The 19,803-nt window shown below is 37.5% G+C and carries 14 protein-coding genes; 13 read left to right on the forward strand and 1 reads right to left on the reverse strand.

All coding sequences use genetic code 11. The features are described 5' to 3' along the window. Positions 1-68: 68 nt before the first annotated feature. A complete protein-coding gene (locus ABR854_RS24925) occupies positions 69-1,385 on the reverse strand; it encodes a gluconate:H+ symporter (RefSeq protein ID WP_350268579.1) in 1,317 nt (438 codons plus the stop codon). A gap of 171 nt (positions 1,386-1,556) precedes the next feature. On the opposite strand from ABR854_RS24925, the gene ABR854_RS24930 reads away from it, so the two are divergent. The 13 genes from ABR854_RS24930 to ABR854_RS24990 form a co-directional block, all read left to right on the forward strand. After that, entirely contained in the window at positions 1,557-6,227 is a 4,671-nt protein-coding gene (locus tag ABR854_RS24930; protein WP_350268580.1) for a LamG-like jellyroll fold domain-containing protein, read from the forward strand. Between the two features lie 228 nt (positions 6,228-6,455). Next, positions 6,456-7,880: a tRNA (N6-isopentenyl adenosine(37)-C2)-methylthiotransferase MiaB gene (miaB, locus tag ABR854_RS24935; RefSeq protein ID WP_350268581.1), complete on the forward strand. Its 1,425-nt coding sequence runs from the start codon at positions 6,456-6,458 to the stop codon at positions 7,878-7,880. 74 nt (positions 7,881-7,954) lie between these two features. Further along, positions 7,955-9,283 (forward strand): sigma 54-interacting transcriptional regulator, encoded by a 1,329-nt coding sequence (locus ABR854_RS24940; protein ID WP_350268582.1) that lies wholly within the window; start codon positions 7,955-7,957, stop codon positions 9,281-9,283. After that, positions 9,276-9,851: an LptE family protein gene (locus ABR854_RS24945; protein WP_350268583.1), complete on the forward strand. Its 576-nt coding sequence runs from the start codon at positions 9,276-9,278 to the stop codon at positions 9,849-9,851. The genes ABR854_RS24940 and ABR854_RS24945 overlap by 8 nt, the downstream gene beginning before the upstream one ends. A gap of 106 nt (positions 9,852-9,957) precedes the next feature. Beyond that, positions 9,958-10,620 (forward strand): DUF8458 domain-containing protein, encoded by a 663-nt coding sequence (locus ABR854_RS24950; RefSeq protein ID WP_350268584.1) that lies wholly within the window; start codon positions 9,958-9,960, stop codon positions 10,618-10,620. Positions 10,621-10,741: 121 nt separating this feature from the next. Next, complete coding sequence (gene secG, locus ABR854_RS24955) at positions 10,742-11,110, forward strand: preprotein translocase subunit SecG (RefSeq protein ID WP_350268585.1); 369 nt, start codon at positions 10,742-10,744, stop codon at positions 11,108-11,110. A gap of 444 nt (positions 11,111-11,554) precedes the next feature. Then, positions 11,555-12,076: a hypothetical protein gene (locus ABR854_RS24960; RefSeq protein WP_350268586.1), complete on the forward strand. Its 522-nt coding sequence runs from the start codon at positions 11,555-11,557 to the stop codon at positions 12,074-12,076. A gap of 343 nt (positions 12,077-12,419) precedes the next feature. Next, entirely contained in the window at positions 12,420-12,932 is a 513-nt protein-coding gene (locus ABR854_RS24965) for a phage tail protein (RefSeq protein ID WP_350268587.1), read from the forward strand. Between the two features lie 33 nt (positions 12,933-12,965). After that, the gene (locus tag ABR854_RS24970; RefSeq protein ID WP_350268588.1) at positions 12,966-13,469 is read left to right on the forward strand and encodes a phage tail protein; all 504 of its coding nucleotides are present in this window, start codon (positions 12,966-12,968) and stop codon (positions 13,467-13,469) included. Between the two features lie 68 nt (positions 13,470-13,537). Further along, positions 13,538-14,059 (forward strand): phage tail protein, encoded by a 522-nt coding sequence (locus tag ABR854_RS24975; protein WP_350268589.1) that lies wholly within the window; start codon positions 13,538-13,540, stop codon positions 14,057-14,059. Positions 14,060-14,092: 33 nt separating this feature from the next. Then, the gene (locus ABR854_RS24980) at positions 14,093-14,608 is read left to right on the forward strand and encodes a GNAT family N-acetyltransferase (RefSeq protein WP_350268590.1); all 516 of its coding nucleotides are present in this window, start codon (positions 14,093-14,095) and stop codon (positions 14,606-14,608) included. A gap of 27 nt (positions 14,609-14,635) precedes the next feature. Further along, positions 14,636-14,935 carry a DUF6916 family protein gene (locus tag ABR854_RS24985; protein WP_350268591.1) on the forward strand — a complete coding sequence of 100 codons (300 nt, stop codon included), beginning with the start codon at positions 14,636-14,638 and terminating at the stop codon, positions 14,933-14,935. 28 nt (positions 14,936-14,963) lie between these two features. Continuing rightward, positions 14,964-19,803 (forward strand): beta strand repeat-containing protein (locus ABR854_RS24990; protein WP_350268592.1); only part of this gene is annotated, 4,840 nt, incomplete at its 3' end.

Below are 19,803 nucleotides of genomic sequence, written 5' to 3' on the forward strand. Positions count from 1 at the left end.
CGAACAAATATATCATTTTGTGAAAATATTTTATTAAATAATTATCTCATTAATGTCAAAAATGTCATTTAACCAATAATACTTTTCAAAATTAATACTCCTAAAAGCCCAGTAACCGACACAAGAGTTTCCATAACTGACCATGTTTTGAGGGTGTCGGTCATGGAAAGCTGAAAGTATTCTCTGAAAAGCCAAAAACCAGCATCGTTTACGTGCGAAAACATCATACTTCCTGCACCGATACTCAAAACCATTAAATGTGGTTCGGTATTAGTTGACGCGAGTAAAGGCAACATAAAACCGGCAGTTGTAATCCCCGAAACCGTTGAAGAACCAACGGCTACTCGAATAATGGCCGCCATTCCCCAGCCCAAAATTAAAGGATGAAGCGAAGAATTTGCCATCATATCAGCAATTGATTGGCTTACGCCTCCATCGGTCAGCACTTGTTTTAAAGCACCCGCACCGCCAAAAATCAGAAATAGCATTGCTACGTCTTTGATCGAATCGCCCAAAAGATTGGTTATTTCGGACATTGATTTATTTTGTTTGATTCCGAGCAAATAAATTCCAACCAAGACCGAAATAAACATACTCACAACTGGGTCGCCGATGAAGTAGAGGCTTTCACGCAAAAAAGAGTTTTCGGGAAGATCAGAAGCTGCAACCGTGGCAAAACTAATAAGAATAATTGGCAACAAAACCGAGAGCATACTATTAAAAGTTGAAGGCATTTCTTCGTCTGTAAGGTCGGGAGCAATGAATGCTTTATTGGGTAATGTCGTATATTTTTTTAAAGTTGAACCAAACAAAGCCCCCGAAACTAAAATTGCGGGAATTGCAACGATGATTCCGTAGAAAAGTGTAAGCCCCATATCGGCATTAAACTGCTTTACGATTGCCAAAGGTGCTGGATGCGGCGGTAAATATCCTTGTGTAACTGAAAGCGAAGCCAACATCGGCAAACCAATATAAACAGCTGGCAATTTGAAACGATAGGCCACTGTAATTACCAACGGAGCAAGCAACATAAATCCAACTGAATAGAATAGCGGCAAACCAACAATAAAGCCTGTAATCATAAATGCCCAACGCATGTGACTTGTGCCGATGAGTTCCATCATTTTGGTTGAGATTCTTTGAGCGGCACCACTTTGAGCCACCAATTTTCCGAGCATTGCCCCAAGAGCAATGATTGCCACAATTGATCCGAGAGTCGAGCCTGTGCCTTGTTGAATTGATTTTAGAATGGCTTCGGGCTTCATATTTAAAGCTAAGCCTGTTCCCAACGAAACTATCAGAAAGGCTAAAAAGGTATGAATTTTGAAATAAGAAATAAGTAAAATCAGTACAATTAGGCCGATAATTGTGATTAACAGAGGCATCGTTTTTTTTATAAAGGTTGAATTTGATGAAACAAAATATGCAGAAAATATTTAATTCCTTCAATAAATTTCTTTTCTTTGAAATTAGTTTTCTTCTAAGAAAATGTATCATGATTGAACTATAATCTTAAATAAAACAACTTACTTACAAAACTGCTTAATTTTTAATTAATGAAACACAATTACTCTCAAATTCACACGATTGGTGTCAAATCTCTCCTGTTTATTATTTTCACTCTTTTTATCTCGACTGCTTTTGGCTCTCATTACCGAGGAGGTAAAATTGAATGGATACGCTCTCCTGGTACACGAACAGTAACATTTAATACTTATGCTGTTTGGGAAAGTGCAAGTTTTATTGGTAGCATCTATCTTTATACTGGTGATGGAGAAGGAACTTCTCTGGCTGGTACTGAGATAGGTAGTAATGGTACTCAAAAGATTTATAGATACACTTACACATACACCTATAGTTCTGATGGACCATTTACGGCTTCTTACGGAGACTGTTGCCGAATTTCAACATCTTCTAATGGAGCTGACGCAAGTTATTCAGTATCTACAATCGTTAACTTAGCTAACAATAATATAGGTTCACCAGCAAGTAATACACCTTTTCTAATCACAATGCCAATAAACTCTAACAATCAGTTTCAGTTAACTGGTAGTGAGCCTAACAATGGTAATCTGACTTACTCAGTAGGTGCCATTCAAAGTACTGCTTATTTACCGTCTGCTGGTGGAAATTCAGCGACTGTTTCTTCATCGGGGCTTTTGCAATGGAATACAACAGGTGCAGCGGTTGGACAAGAGTGGTTTATGAAGATACTCATGACGGGAAATGATGGAATAACTAAGACAGAGTTAGACATCATCATTAAAATAACAAATGGTGGCCCTCAGTATCCAATTTGTCTGTTAAATGGAAATTCTACCAATACTGTAGATATCGGAACTCTCTTTACGATTAATCTTAGTGCAACTGACCCCGAAGGACAAGCACTGACGATAACAAATCAAGGACAGCCAAATGGTATGTCTTCGGTTATAAATGGAAATTCAATCACGTATAGTTGGACACCCTCAATTTCACAATCAGGCACATATACTGTCAATACAACCTTTACAGACCCTACTAACTTATCTACGAGTTGTAGTTATAATATCATAGTCCCAGCTCCAAGTGGAAAAGCCATTATCTCATGTTATCCATTTACTGGAAATGTTAATGATAATAGCGGAAACAATAATGGTACTGCAAATGGAGGAACATATACTAATAATAGGTTTGGTTTAGCCAATAGTGCCTATTTACTTGATGGTACAAGCAACTATATCTCAATTCCAGCTAATGGGCTCAATAATGCCAATTATTCAATATCGGCTTGGGTCAAACCTTATAGCTTACCCACTACTTCACCTACTCCAGCCATAATCACTAATATTGGAAATGTAGGTGCAGACCAAGCTGCAGGCTTTTTTTCAGTCAACGGTGTGTATAGTATTGGATTGATTGGTTATGGTCATACAGCATTATCTTCACCATATACACCTATAAACTTTCAATTAGGCTCAACTGCTCCTTGGAAACACGTAGTTTATACTTTACAGGGAAATAACGTAAAATATTACATAGACGGAAACCTTGTTAGCTCTTTTAATACAACAGGCAGTACTTCTTATGCCACTCCAGTAATAGGAACTATTGGGGCAAGATTAAATGTTTCACAGTTCTTTCATGGAGAGATTGATGATATAATGTTTATAAAGGAGGGTATAAACGATGCCGAAGTTTTAGCATTATATCAAACGCCAAATGCTTGCCCCAATAATATTGTTAATTCTCCTCTGATTGCAGTAAAACCAGTCAATGGTAAAGTTACAATTGGTACACCATTTAACGTTGAAATAACTTTAAGTTCATTGATGACTAATGCTGGGAATCAGTTTGAAGTACAATTATCTGAGTCAGACGGGCATTTTCATACTGTCACTACAATTGGAACTGGAACAAGCACCACAATTGCCGCAGTGCTTCCTGCAAATCTACCGTTTAGTAATTTGTATCAGATTAGAGTAGTTTCGACCAACCCTGCTATCACAAGTTTTAACACCCAACCAATATCAATCGCTGATAAACGATTAGTATCTTGCTATTCCTTTTCGGGTAATACTAACGACGGTAAAAGCTCCAATAATGGAACTGCCTCTGGTGGCAATTTTATCAGCGATAGATTTGGCAATGCAAGTAGTGCCTATTTACTTAATGGTACAAGTGAATATGTGTCTATTCCAACCGCTAACCTCAATAATCCAAGTTATTCATTTTCAGCTTGGGTAAAACCTTACAGTATGCCTACTATTAGTGGAAATCCTTCTCGCTCAATTTTGTCATTGGGTAATTTGGGTGGCGACCAGTCACTTTTATTTGCATACAATAGTTCGGTAGCTACTTCTACACTCCAACTGGCAACCAGCGGTGTAACTCCTTCCAACTCCAGCTATACAGTAAATTTTCAAGCGAGTACTAATGCACCTTGGAAACACGTTGTTGGTGTATTGAATAATAACACTATAAAATATTATGTTGATGGAAATTTAGTTAGTACTATCAGTACATCAGGAACACCTACTTACAATTCACCAATAATAGGACAAATCGGACGTCGTATTAGTGGAACTCAATACTTTCATGGTGAAATTGATGATGTAATGATTTATAAAGAAGAATTAAATCAAGCAGAAGTGTCAGCCTTATTCAATGCGAAGGTTGGTTGTCCTACTAATATTGAAAATTCTGCTCTCTTGGTATTGCAAGCCTTAACAACAACAAATATTTGTAAAGGTACATCATTCACATTAAATTTCTTAGTTGGCAATTACATAGCCAATACTGGAAATACTTATACAGCTGAGCTTTCTGATGTCAATGGGTCTTTTAGTAGCCCAATTGCAATAGGAACAAGTAATACAACTTCTATCAACTGTACAATTCCGAGCAATTCTGTTGTTGGGAACAATTATAAAGTAAGAATAAGAGCCAGTAACCCTAACCTTATCAGTTATAACGAAATTTTAATAAATATTCAAGGGCCATCGGCTGCTACAATGTCTGGCACCTCAAACATTCAAGATGGTAATTCTACGAATATTTCAATTGCTTTTACTGGTTCTTTCCCAATAACATATACTTTATCGAACGGCGTGACTGGAGTTGCTAACTCATCTCCTATTAACATTAACGTTGCACCGTACGGAAACACTACATATACCATTAGTTCTATTTCAAATACATGTGGTAATGGCATTATTTCAGGAAATGCAGTAGTTACGGTACAAGCGTCTAAGCAATTACTATCATGCTTTCCGTTCAATGGTAATAGTTTAGATGAGGTCGGAGGCAGCTATTCATCTCAAGGAGGTATTACATTATCAAAAGATAGATATGGTAAAAGTAATTCGGCTTACTATTTTGATGGAAATGATAATATTTTGCTTCAAACTAATGCACTCACAAACCCAACCTACACAATGTCGGCTTGGGTGAAACCACGTTTTCTTCCAAATTTTGGAGAGCAGGCTACAATTTTGGGATTGATGGGAAGTGGCTTTGAACAGAAATTAAGTATTACCAACTCATCAGAAACTTACGACCAAGCCGCTTGGTTATTTTCCTCAACAGGAAGTAACGGTGTAACACTCAATGCAATAAACTTTGCCGTTGATACGACTAAGTGGTATCACATCTCGGCAGTTCGTTCGACAGATAGTCTTAAATTATATATCGATGGAAAACAAGTCATTAGAATTTACTCTGGTGGTTCTGCTCCGTTTTATGGCTCAGTAGTAAATGGGTCGATTGGGGCAAGTTTTACTTCGGCTTCTCCATTTGCTTATTTTAAAGGCTGGATTGACGATGTTAAAATCCTAAAAGGTAATTTAAATGATTCAGAAATAGAGGAACTGTATCATTCTGATTATTGTCAATATACCGTTCCTACTCGACAAGCCGAATTGATTGCTTGTTACCCATTTAATAATAATGCAAACGACTCTAAAAATAATTATCATGGTGTGGTAAATGGGGCCACTTTAACTACTGATAGATTTGGAAATTCAAATTCAGCATACCTATTCGATGGGAATGACTCCATTCTATTACCTCAAACCACCGACTTTCAAAACAGGCAGTTCACGATTTCAGCTTGGATAAACTCAACTAATCTACCAAGTGCCGGAGTTCCTCAAAGAGCAGTTGTCTCATTAGGAAACAACAGAGTTCTGCAATATACCTACTATGGTTCTCCTGCAACATCATTGGTATTTTACAACAGTGGTAATACAGGCAACTCACCATTTATCAACACTGCCAATACGGCAAATCAATGGTATCATGTAGCCGCTGTCATTGAAGGAGGAAATGTAAAACTATATGTTAATGGAGTTTTGGAAGGAGGAAGATTAGGTAACATTACCAACTCTGCCTTTTCGGGTCTAAACTATATTGGTTTTAGAGATGGAACAAGCAGCTATTTCGATGGAAAAATAGATGATGTTAAAATTTTCAAAGGTGTAATGTATGATGCTGAAGTAAAAAAACTTTACCAAGATGAACTACTCGCACCTTCAACTTGTAATTTCATTCCTTGTGTACCAACGATTCTCAAAAGTAGCTCTGACGGCCTAAATGCAAATGTTTCTCATCAGGTTGTTGCCAAGAATACTATTCTTACAAATACAACTATCACTTACGAAGCAGGTAAGTCTATTTTACTTAAACCTGGTTTTAGAGCTGATAATCAAAGTGTATTTAAAGCACAGATTGGCGGGTGTACATTCTAAAATTTTATTTAAACGAATCAACAAGGAGCAATGTTAAGTTATTTAGCATTGCTCTTTTGCTTTACTACAACTCTGGTTTATTCCTCAAAATTCTCCTTTCATCAGCTGTTTTAAGCATTAAAAAACTTTCCACTAAAAAATTAAGTTATTTTAAACTGACAATCTGTCAGTATTGTTGTAATTTTGTAGTTCAATTTCCAAAATTGAACATTTACACTCAAAAATAACATGGAATTAGTTACAAACTCATTAAAGATTCTTAACGAAGAAGATAAGAAAGACCTTGATGTGGCTCGCATCAGTGAAGACGAAAAGAGTACGGCTTCTCGCAAACTCTATATTGAAAGTTATGGGTGTCAGATGAACTTTGCCGATAGCGAGATTGTAGCTTCTATTCTACGAGAAAATGATTTTGCTACCACTTCAAAAATCGAAGAAGCTGAGTTAATATTGCTCAATACTTGTGCTATCCGTGAAAACGCCGAGCAGAAAGTGCGTCATCGCCTTCAGCACCTTGTGCCGATGAAAAACAAACGTAAGAATGTTAAAATCGGTATTTTGGGCTGTATGGCCGAGCGTCTGAAAACTAAATTATTGGAAGAAGAAAAAATTGTTGACATGGTTGTTGGTCCCGATGCTTATCGTGATTTGCCAAACCTTATCAACGAAGTGGAAGAAGGGCACAAAGCTGTAAACGTTTTTCTTTCTCGTGAAGAAACTTACGCCGATATTACCCCAATTCGTTTGGATTCTAATGGTGTAACGGCTTTTATTAGCATCATGCGTGGCTGTGATAATATGTGTAGTTTCTGCGTTGTGCCTTACACTCGTGGACGTGAACGCAGCCGAGATGCCAACTCAATTGTCAAAGAGGCGACCGATTTATTCAATCAAGGCTATAAAGAAGTGACTCTTTTGGGACAAAATGTTGATTCGTATAAATGGCAATCAGCTGATGAGTCGACAGTTACTTTTGCAAACCTGCTCGAAATGGTAGCATTAGTTAGTCCAGATTTAAGAGTTCGTTTCTCGACATCTCACCCGAAAGATATTACCGACGAAGTACTTTACACTATGAAAAAGTACGATAATATCTGTAAATACATTCACCTACCTGCTCAAAGTGGTAGTAGCCGTATTCTGGAATTGATGAATCGTACCTACGACCGTGAGTGGTACATGGGAAAAATCGACCGTATTCGTGAGATTTTGGGAGAAGAATGTGGTATTTCGCAAGATATGATTGCTGGCTTCTGCACTGAAACCGAAGAAGACCACCAAGATACACTTTCGTTGATGGACTACGTGAGATATGACTACGGTTATATGTTTGCCTACTCCGAAAGACCCAATACTCCAGCCGCTAAGAAATTAACAGATGATGTGCCAGATGATGTAAAAAGCCGTCGATTGGCTGAAATTATAGCTCGCCAACGTGAACACTCTTTAGAACGTAATCAACTGTCAGTCGGAAAAGTTTATAAAGTATTGGTAGAAGGTTTCTCGAAGCGTTCGCAGGAACACCTTTCGGGTAGAAACGACCAAAACAAAATGATAATTTTCCCAAGAGAGAATTTTCAAAAAGGCGATTATGTAAATGTTTTAGTAACCGAATGTTCGTCGGCAACCTTGATTGGACACATTGTAGAATAATCATCATTACCAAAGGTAATTGTATTTTTGAAATAAACTAATAGCTAAAAGCCAACTGCTAAAAGCTAATTAAAATGAGCAACAACGCAGAATTACAGTCAGTCAAAAATCGCTTCGGCATTATCGGAAATGCCCCTGCATTGAACCACGCACTCAGTGTGGCGATACAGGTAGCACCTACCGACCTGACGGTTTTGATAAATGGCGAGAGTGGCAGTGGAAAAGAATCGTTTTCAAAGATAATTCATGCACTTAGCTCTCGCAAACATGGGCCATTTATAGCCATTAACTGCGGAGCGATTCCGGAAGGAACGATTGACTCTGAACTTTTTGGCCACATAAAAGGCTCATTTACTGGAGCAATAGACGACCGAAAAGGATATTTTGAAACAACCAGTACGGGTACGATTTTCTTAGATGAAATTGCCGAAATGCCTATCGGAACACAAGCACGGTTGCTTCGTGTACTCGAAAACGGCGAATTTATTCCAGTCGGTTCATCAAAAGTAAAGAAAACCGATGTGCGTGTGGTAGCTGCTACCAACGTAAATCTGCTTGATGCTATTGAGCGTGGGCGATTCCGTGAAGATTTATACTATCGTCTCAATACAGTTCCTATTAGAGTTCCTTCACTTCGTGAGCGTGGCTACGATATTGAACTACTTTTCAGAAAATTCTCAACTGATTTTGCTGAAAAAAATCATATACGTCCAATTGATTTGACCGAAAGTGCGTCGCAAATGTTGATGAACTTTCGTTTTCCAGGAAATATTCGTCAGCTAAAAAATATTGCCGAACAAATCACGATTCTTGAATTTGAACGCCTCGTTTCGGCCGAAATTCTGGCAAAATATTTACCTCGTGAACAATCAAGCGGCCTTCCTACCCTATTGAAAGGCTTAAATGGTGGAAACGACAACAATTTTTCGGAACGAGATTTACTCTATAAAGTGTTGTTTGATATGCGAAAAGATATGACTGATTTAAAAAAATTAGTACTTTCGCTCATGCAAGGCGGGCAGGCAGGTAGTGTTTCGATGAATGCAGATATTTTGCAGCAACATCAAGGCTTATTTGAAGATATTCACCAAGAAGATAGTGTGGCTTTAATACCTCCAACTGTTTATAATCCGCCACAGCAAACGAACTACCCGAACTACCAACCCATTGATAATCAAAACATTATCAAAATTGATAGCTTACAGGGTGACAGGATAAATATTGAAGATATTTCGCATGAAACCGAAGAAAATTCGTATTCTCTCGAAAAGCAAGAAAAAGAAATGATTGTTCGGGCTTTGAAGAAAAACAACTTCAAACGCAAATATGCCGCTTTAGATTTGGGGATTTCAGAACGTACACTTTACCGAAAAATCAAACAATATGATATTGAAGATGAATAGTTTTTTAATTAAGAATGTAAAATGGAGAATGGAGAATTATAAATTCTCCATAAAGCAAACTTTAAATTCTTACTTTATTCCAGCATTTTTACTCCTCAATTCTTCATGCTTAATTGGTTGTAGAGTTTACTCTTTCACTGGTACAACGCTCAAAGACGACTTAAAGACGATTACGATTCAGAATGTAGCGATGGGAACCGCTGGTGGTCCTGCAAATCTTACACTAACATTCACAGAAAAACTGAAAGAATATTACCAGCGTAATACGAGTCTAAAACTCAAGCCGAGTGATGCAGACTTACTACTCGAAAGTACGATTGTAGGTTATGAATTAACGCCTGTTTCGGCAACATCTGGTGACAAAGCGGCACTAAATAGACTGACAATAAGAGTAGAAGTTAGATTTGTTAATGCTAAATACGAAGACGAAAGTTTTGAAAAAGAATTTTCTTTTTATCAAGATTTTCCACAAGAACAAAACCTTTCACAAGTAGAAAGTAGTTTAGTTCCTAAAATAATTGACCAACTCGTGCTAAATATTTTTACCGATACAGCCGCACAATGGTAACCTTTAATTAAGAATGATGAATTAAGAATTAAAAATTGAAGACTTGGCATCTTGACTGCTCATGTAATTCTTCATTCTACACTCTTAATTCTTAATTTCACTAAAAATGCTTGATAAAAATAATTTTATAGATTACATGAGCAACCCTCAGGCATTATCACTCAATGATATAATGCTGATGGAAAACGCAACTAAAAAGTTTCCGTATTTTCAGTTGGGTTATACGCTCATTGCCAAAGGAATTTATACAAAAGCACCCGAAATTGCCCAAGATGCTGTTCGGAAAGCTGCAATCTATGCACTCAGCAGAAATGCACTAAGAAAAGTAATCGAAAATGACATGGATTGGAATTCTGTACCGACTATCAGAATATCAGAAATTCCAATCGAGCATAAATTTTCGCAAGGAACTATTGAAGAAGAATTAAACCGTGAGAAATTGGAAGAAGAATTAATAGAATCTATTGCAAAACCAGCATTAAGAAATATTCAAGACGAACAATTGGCCATTATTGAACAATTTATTAAAAAAGAACCACGCATTCAGCCAATCAGACAAGGCGGAATCAACGAAGAAGTAGAAGATTTGAGCGAGCGTAGTACAACTCTCAAAGGGCCACTTCTAACCGAAAGTTATGCCAAGATTTTATCTCGTCAAGGTCGTTTTGATCAAGCAATTGAAGTTTATAAGAAACTTTTAGTAAAAAATCCCGAAAAAAGTGCTTACTTTGCGGAAAAAATAGCTGACTTACAAAGAAAAATGCAATAGTTTTTGAAAACACTTTTCAAATAACTCATTCATTATCAAGTCTTTCGGCATATTTTTTGTCATTTCTTAAATAAAAGGAAATTTAAAAATATTATTCATAAGTTAATCATTCATTGTAAAAATGTACACTACAGTCTTAGTTTTAATGGTAATTGTTGCCATCTTGTTAGTATTAGTGATTATGATTCAAAACCCAAAAGGTGGTGGTCTTTCAAGCGAATTTGGTGGTGCGGGTTCACAAATGTTTGGTGTACAACGCACTGGTGATATTCTTGAGCAACTTACTTGGGGCTTTTTTGCCTTCATTATCGTAGGTGCTTTAACAGCTGGTATATTTATGGATAAAACAGGTGCCGCAGCCAATGATAACGGCTTAAATGTAGAAAAAGCAACAGCTCGTCCAACTGCTCCAGCCGCTGCACCAGCAACAGCTCCCGCAACTGGCACACCAGCGACAGGTACAACTCCTGCTCCTACTCCAGCAAAATAATTCTTTTTTTAAGACAAAAGAGGTGATAAATTATTTAATAATTTATCACCTCTTTTGTCTTAAATTACCATGATTTATCTAACTCCTAAACTTTTGAGCATTAATCAATCTATTTTATTTCGATTTTAAATTCTTTGAAAAATATTTTTTTTTAAAGAAATATTTATATATTTGTCGTATTCAAACCTTAAATGGGTTTCTCCTTTTGCTGTTCATTAAGTAGTTGTTTGGGAGTATCAAACAAATCAATACATTCCTAAAAGCATATTTTAAAACTCTGCTGTTTCTTAAAACTCCACTTGCTGTTAGTTTGTAAGTTTTTGTATTTTTCTAATCTCATCAATAAATATTATGCTAATGGCATAATGAGTTATTGTGTATCTATCTACCATGAACCTGACGATAAAACCAAAAAACAGAAGACAGTTCCTCAAGAAATTCTCTTTGAGTGCCGCTGTTATCGCCTTTGCACCGAATGTTACGTTTGGTAAATCTACCATAAAAGACAAGATAAGTATTGTTTTTTTTAACACTCCATCCGAAACAATCTTAAGAATTGGTAAGCATTTTTCTGTGAATCATGAATTTATTCTAAAAGAAAATCATTTACAAGCCGACATACTTTATGTTCACTCAAGTACGCCAAATGATTTCATAAAGCTTGAAAATGAGTTACTCTATAAAACAATTTTGATAATCAACCAAGCAAACTTAGATGAAAATACAATAAACTATTTGAAAAGTATTTGTAATTCTAACAACACTTTTCTTTTGGAAATTGAAGAAGACGTTTCAGAATCACCGCAAAAATTATTTAGTAAAGCAACTTTATACGAACCTTTTCAATGCAACCTATCAAAGATTGAGATCATTACAAAATCAGTTTTTTACTTAAATCAACTTACACAGAATAACAACTTTTTTACGGTAAATCCTTTAAGTTCATTGAAACAAAAATTGGTGTAAGTTTCTGTTTTTTTAAGAAGAATCAAGCACTCACCTATGCTTAAGGAAGGACAAAAACGAATAGTAGTTTGATTTATTAAAGAGTATGGTGAATGAGAGATAGCACCAAACTAACCTACCAAAGAAAATTTAACTAAAATGCATTTTATAGGATCAAACCTTACAAAAATTGTGAGGGAGCTATGTTGTTGCCTAATTTTCAAAAACTAAATATTTTAGAACAGATTGGTTTTATAAAACGACATCCAAAATAGGCATTTATACCTATAAATTGAAGCATTAATCTCTATACATTTGAATTTACTTATTTCATATCCTTTATGACCATTCAAACTTAATAGCTATGGCGGAACCATTTCTCTCTGAAATTAGGATTATGTCCTTCGTATTTGCACCCAAAGGCTGGGCATTATGCAATGGACAATTACTCCCAATCAACCAAAATCAAGGACTTTTTTCATTACTCGGCACTACCTTTGGCGGTGATGGTAGAGTAAATTTTGCCTTACCTGATAACCGAGGCAGAACACCAATTCATGTGGGTAGTGGACATACACTTGGTGAACGTGGAGGAGAACAAGCACATACACTCAGTATTTCAGAATTGCCAACTCATACACACGTGATGAATGGCTATTCAACAAGCAATTTTTCGGGGAATGTATCAAGTCCTATTAATACAGCATTTTCAACGACCAACCCTGCACAGTTGTATGGACCAGCAGCATCATTGACAGCTATTAACCCTGCCACAGTTACAAATGTTGGTGGGAGTCAGGCTCACTTAAATATGCAGCCATTTTTGACTCTGAGTTTTTGTATTGCATTGCAAGGTATTTTCCCATCACCCAACTAATTTATTCAACGCTTCTAAACTTATTACATAACTATGGCTCAACCTTATGTTGGAGAAATCAGGATGTTTGCGGGAAATTTTGCTCCTGCAGGTTGGATGTTTTGTGAAGGTCAGTTACTTCCAATCTCTGAAAACGAAACTCTTTTTCAATTAATAGGCACTACTTATGGCGGTGATGGAGAAAGTACTTTTGCTCTACCCGACATGCGTGGCAGAATACCAATACATCAAGGGAATGGTTTTATTTTAGCGGAAACAGGTGGAGCAGAAGAAATCACGCTCACCGTAAATCAAATACCAGCTCACAGCCACCCATTTTTGGTATCGTCTGGTTCTTCAACATCAGCAAATCCTACTGGAAACGTGGTTGCGAAAACCAATGATGCTGATGTCTATTTTGAAGATTCACCTAATCAGAATATGATTGCACAGGCAATAAGCTCAGTTGGAGGTAGTCAACCTCACACTAATTTCCAGCCTTATTTATGTATTAATTTTATTATCTCATTGTTTGGTATTTTCCCTTCACCAACCTGATTTATTGGACAGTTTCTTTCAAAAACATTCAATTCATTTTTCAAAAGACCTTTAAAACTAATAATATTATGGCAGACCCATTTGTAGCCGAAATCAGAATATTTCCGTTCAATTTTGCCCCAAAAGGTTGGGCATGGTGCGACGGACAACTTTTACCTCTTTCGCAAAATACAGCCTTATTTTCTCTGCTTGGGACAACTTACGGTGGTAACGGAAAATCAAACTTTGCATTACCCGATTTGCAAAGTAGAGCTCCAATGCACCCTGGTCAAGGGCCAGGCTTATCGCTCCATGATTTAGGAGAAACAGGAGGAAGCGAAACCGTCTCACTTCTTGAGTCGGAGATTCCCTCCCACTCACACCAAACCAGAAGTGTGAGCGAAGAGGCCAATAGTAATACTCCAAGTGTATCCTCAACATTTGCGGTTTCGGCAAAGGCCAATGTATATGCAGCTCAAAATCCGAATGTGGCTATGAGTCCTAATACTTTGGCTCCCGCAGGAGGCGACCAGCCACATAATAATATGATGCCTTATCTGACTTACTATTTCAATATTGCTTTGCAAGGAGTTTTCCCACCAAGAACATAAGTGAATAACTTGACAAGTAATTTTTAAAAGAATATGATAATAGAAATAACAGACAAATCGATAAGTCTACTTCCAATTCAGAACGAAGACACTTTGATTTTATGCAATATATATGGTAGTACTCGTGAAAAGGAACTTCAACAAGTAATCTATTGGACTGCTGAGCAGAAACAAGCGTTTATTGAACAACAGTTTTTTGCACAACACGAATATTACAAAAAAAATTATGTAGGAGCAGCTTTCTACGTGATAAAAAAAAATGAAGAAACAATAGGAAGACTTTATATCCACCAAAATTTTCACGAAAAAGGTGTCAGGATAATCGATATTGCTCTTTTACCGAAGTGGCAAAACCAAGGAATCGGAAAAGGCATATTACAAGATATTTTAAGAAATGCCGAAAAAATAGGCAACCCAGTGAGTATCCATGTTGAAAGTTTTAATCCTGCAAAGGGTTTATATGAGCGGTTGGGTTTCAAGAAAATAAGTGAAACCAATGGTGTATATCACCTAATGGAGTGGAAAGCAGCAGAAGTAGTAATAAAATAAAAAATATAGAAACAAGATTTTTAACCAATGGAATTAGATAAGATTTCATCCGAAGAATTTAAAACATTGCTCAATCAGCAATTTCACATACAATTTACACCTGATGTGAGACTAGGTGCAGAATTGATTGAACTAACCGAACTAAGTGGGTATTCCCCCTTAGAACGAAAGCCTTTTTCAATAGTTTTTCGTACCGAACAAAAAACAGAATATTATAATCAAGGGACATTTATCGTCGTGCATCCCAATGCGGGTGAAATACCACTTTTTATGACTCCACAAGGCTTTGATGGAATCGGAATGAAGTATGAAGCAGTTTTTTCGTGAAAAGTAAAAAATTTAACTATCGTTTGCCATGAAGTATTTTTACCCACTTATCATTAGTTTATCGGTTTTCTTTGTTTGGTTCGTTCCTAAAGAAAACGCAGATAGTACTGCCAATGTTTCGTTTAATAAAATAACGAAACCAACACCTAAAAAAATCATTGTAAAAAGTACCAAAATAGGTATCAAAGCAAACAATGACTTCTCAGTAGCGTATCCTCACGACGGACACGCACCTCTAGCTCCTACAATTACGTTAGAAAAAAGTGTTGCGGTGCAAGGTGGCGGAAATGCAACTCCAGGCGGACAACTCAACTATACCGTAGTATTGAGCAATACAGCGGCTTCTGGAGCAGGCAACAATGCTACGGATGTTTCTTTTTCAGATGTGCTTAACTCAAACCTTACATTAGTAGCGGGTTCGGTAAAAGCAACACCAATTGGCGTGAATGACACTTACAATGTGATAGGAAATGTAGGAATAACAGTACCCGTTGAATATGGCGTTTTGGTAAATGATGTCAGCCCCGATGGGACTTCTATTACGGTGGCAGTTTCAACGAATGTTGCCAACGGAACCCTAAGTTTATCTTCCAATGGGTCATTTACCTACACACCTAATGCTGGATTTAGTGGCACTGATAGTTTTATATATACAGTAACAAGCACCAACGGTACAACTTCTACTAATAATACCGTAACGCTGACGGTTTCGGCTCCAATATGGTTTGTCGATATTGCAGCAGCTACAAATGGTAACGGTACTTTGGCAAGCCCATTTAAAGATTGGTCAAACTTTGCTACTGCCAACGCTCTAACTGGTGCAACAGACCCAGCGGCAAACCAAACGATTTTTGTGTATTCAGGAACATATTCGGGTGCAGCTACCCTCAAAGCAGGGCAAAAAGTACTTGGGCAAGGTGCAACCGTAGGATTAGCAAGTTTTGCCGGTGCAACGGTTCAATCTTATACCAATACTTTGCCATCAACAAGCGGAACAAAACCAACTCTGACGAGTAGTGGTATAACCATTACTTTGAATTCGAACAATACCCTTCGTGGGTTTGATATGGGTAATAGTACCAGAGATATTGCGGGTACAAATTTTGGCACATTGACTACAACTGAAATGGCATTAACAGGAAATGGAGACGCCTTAAGCCTCAGTACTGGAGTACTTAATTTAGATTTTACAAGTATAACATCGACTAATAGTGTTTTAAACTCAATATCTATTCAAACTTGTAGCGGTTCTTTTAGTGGTGGAAATACGAGTTTATCAGGGGGTTCAGGGAGTTCATTGTCATTAGGTAGTAATAGTGCAAGTTTTACTTTTGGCAGCTTAGACATTACAGCTGGAAATGGGCAAAATGCGATAAATACGGCTGGACAAAGTGGGACAATTACATGTACAAGTGGGACAATTAGTTCAAATGCCGCTAATGTTATAACTATCTCGGGGGTTAGCAGTGTATCTAAAGCACCTTTGGCAATGGTTTTGACAAGTGTAACAAAAACAGGTACCGCTCAAACTTCTGCATTAAAGTTAACAAATACCTCAGGTTCGTTTACAGTTAATGGTTCGGGGACTACCGCTGGCTCGGGTGGTACGATTACAAACGTAACTGAGAAGGGGGTAGATTTGAATAATGTTTCAAATATTACCCTCAAAAACATGAATTTTGTCAATGCAAGTACCACTGATGCTACCTTGAGTAGTACTGATTATTCGGTTTCTAATGGAGGTATTGTGGCAAAGGATGTGAGTAGCCTTACACTCGATAATATTAGCATTACAGGGAGTGTTCAAAGAGGAATTTCTGGTCATAACGTCAGCAATTTTTCGATGACCAATTGTACAGTAAATAATTCAGGAAATAATGTTAATGAAGGTGCAATTGCCTTTACTAATCTTTCTGGTACATGCTCAATAACTGGTTCGACCATCACTCGTGCAAATGAGCATTTGATTAGTATCTTTAATACAAGTGTTAATCTAAATTTAACGATTAGCAATTCAAATATTTCGGATACGCAGACAACCCCTGCAGGAACAGCCTCGGCAGTAGTAGGAACGGGTATTTTGGCTAATACTTTTGGCACTGGCAAAACGTATATCACAGTTTCTAATTGTACATTAAATAAAATTGGAGCTGATGCTATCAAGGCAATTAATAATGATACTTCTACGGGTAGTTATGAAATAACAGGTTGTTCGATAGACCCGGTAAATGCAGTAACAACACCAAATGACGTAGGCACAGCTATTGAAATAACGAGTAATGAAACGAGTACGATTTATACCAATATCCACGATAACACGAAACTTTCGGCCAATGGGGGAAATGTTGTAACAATTGCCCCTACTGAACAATCTACCATACATGCAAAATTTACCAATAACACCGTAACATATAAATCTGGAGGTATTGTTGGAGTCTTTAGAGGAATTGAAATCTTCGGACAAGATGATGCAAAAGGATATAGCACAATTACAGGAAATAATATCTCAGGATTACCACAATCCAACGGTATTATGGTCGATAATAGAAGTACATTACCTACTCACACAGGAAATGGCCGAATCGATGCCATAATTACAGGAAACACGGTGGCTTTGAATTATCCTGACCCAAATTCAACTGGTAGATGTATTTTTATTGAAGCAGGAAATACTACTGCTTCGCAAAATATTGTTTGTGCCAGAGTTGCGTCGAATATAACATCTACTAACGGTATAAACGGTCACTTCAGACTTTCTACATTTGGTGCAACAAGTGCAATCAGATTAGAAGGTAGTACAGATGCTGCAACGGCTTGGAATGCCAATGGCAATACTCCAACAACTGGAAATGGTGGGATTGTATCAGTAAGGTCTGGCTCAACCGTTACAATGGTAGCAGCCAATACTTGTATTGCACCACTAAACCCACCAGCATTTGTTGCCCTACTTGCAGATAATAAACAAATAGAAGAAATTAGTAATGAAAATGCTCGTTTAGCTGCGATAAAAAAAGAGACGTTAAAAGATAGTCTAACAGCACAAGAAGCTATATCAACAGTAGAATCTAAGCAAACCGAAAAAACGACTGATGCTGATGATTTAGCAATATCGGCTACACAAAATTCGGTAGCTGATATTAATGCTGGAGAAACTATATCGGTTGCAGGTGCAGGTAGTGGCTTTACACTTCCAGCGGGCAAAAGCACAACTATAACATTTAGTGCCGTCATAAGTAACTCACCAAGTACTTGTGCTATTACAAATACCGCATCGGTTTCAGGTAGTAATATTTCGACAATAACCTCTAACACTACAACTACTAATGTTGTTATTCCACCACCAACTGGCGTAACATCAGCTACATCAATATGCAATGGTCAGTCAGTTTCATTATCAGCCACATGTTCAAGTGGAGAGGTGCAGTGGTACAATGCTGCTGCAACAGCGAGTTTAATTGGAACAGGCAGACCACTGAGTCAATCACCATCAAGCAATACCACCTATCAAGCATCTTGTAAAGTAGGTGAATGCGAAAGTACAAGAGTAAACACTGGTTTGATTACCGTAAATGCTTTACCTGTGCCTGCTCCATCAAGTAATTCACCCGTTTGTAGTGGAAATACACTCAATTTATCATCGGCAGCAAGTACGAGTTATTTATGGGCTGGACCAAACACATTTACTTCATCCTTACGAAATCCAAGTATTACAAGCGTAACAACCGCAGCAAGTGGTATTTATACCATTACCCAAACGAATAGTTTTGGATGTACGGCTTCGGCAACACTAAGTGTTACTATAAATCAAACACCAACAGCAAGTATCGGAAGTAATAGCCCAATTTGTAGTGGAAGTTCGTTGAATTTAACATCAAGTGGAGGAGATACCTACTTGTGGAGTGGTCCTAATTCCTTTACATCATCACTGCAAAATCCAAGTATTGCGAATACAACTATAGCCGCAACAGGAACTTACATAGTTACGATAACAAGTAATGGTTGTACAGCGACAAATTCAGTGGTGGTTACAGTAAATGCAAGTCCAACGCCAAATCCAAGCAGTAATTCACCTGTTTGTAGTGGAAATACCTTAAATTTAAGTTCGGTTACAGGCATGACCACTTATGCATGGTCGGGACCTAATTCGTTCACATCCAGCGTTCAAAGCCCTTCAATAAGTAATGTAACAACCGTCGAAGGAGGAATATATACTGTAACTGTTACTAATTCAAATGGCTGTTCAGCATCGGCAACTACAGCGGTAACAATTAATCAAACTCCTACGCCAAATATTGGCAGTAATTCGCCAGTAAATATTACCAATACGTTAAATCTGACGAGCGGAACGGCAAGTACCTATCTATGGGCAGGACCAAATTCGTTTACTTCGAGTGTTCAAAATCCAAGTATAACGAATGTAACAACTGCAGCAACAGGAACTTATACAGTAACACTGACAACAAACGGTTGTAGTGCTTCAGCTACTACTGCGGTAGTCATTTCTGAGGCCACTGCAAATAGTAATTCACCAGTTTGTACAGGAAATTCACTAAATCTAAGTTCTTTGGGTGGAGGGACTTATTCATGGACAGGGCCTAATTCATTTACTTCCTCATCACAAAATCCAAGTATTGCAAATGTCACTGCTGCTGCTGCAGGAACTTATACTGTTACTGTCACGAATGGATTGAGTACAGCAACAGCAACAACGGTTGTAATTGTTTATACTACGCCTGTTCCAAACCCAAGCTCTGATTCACCAAAATGTGTTGGTACAACATTAACTTTCAACTCGGTGGCTGCAATGACAAGTTACACTTGGACAGGGCCTAATTCGTTTAGCTCGAGTATTCAAGCTCCTTCTATAA

It is taken from the genome of Emticicia sp. W12TSBA100-4, assembly GCF_040253585.1.
Taxonomy (GTDB): domain Bacteria; phylum Bacteroidota; class Bacteroidia; order Cytophagales; family Spirosomataceae; genus Emticicia.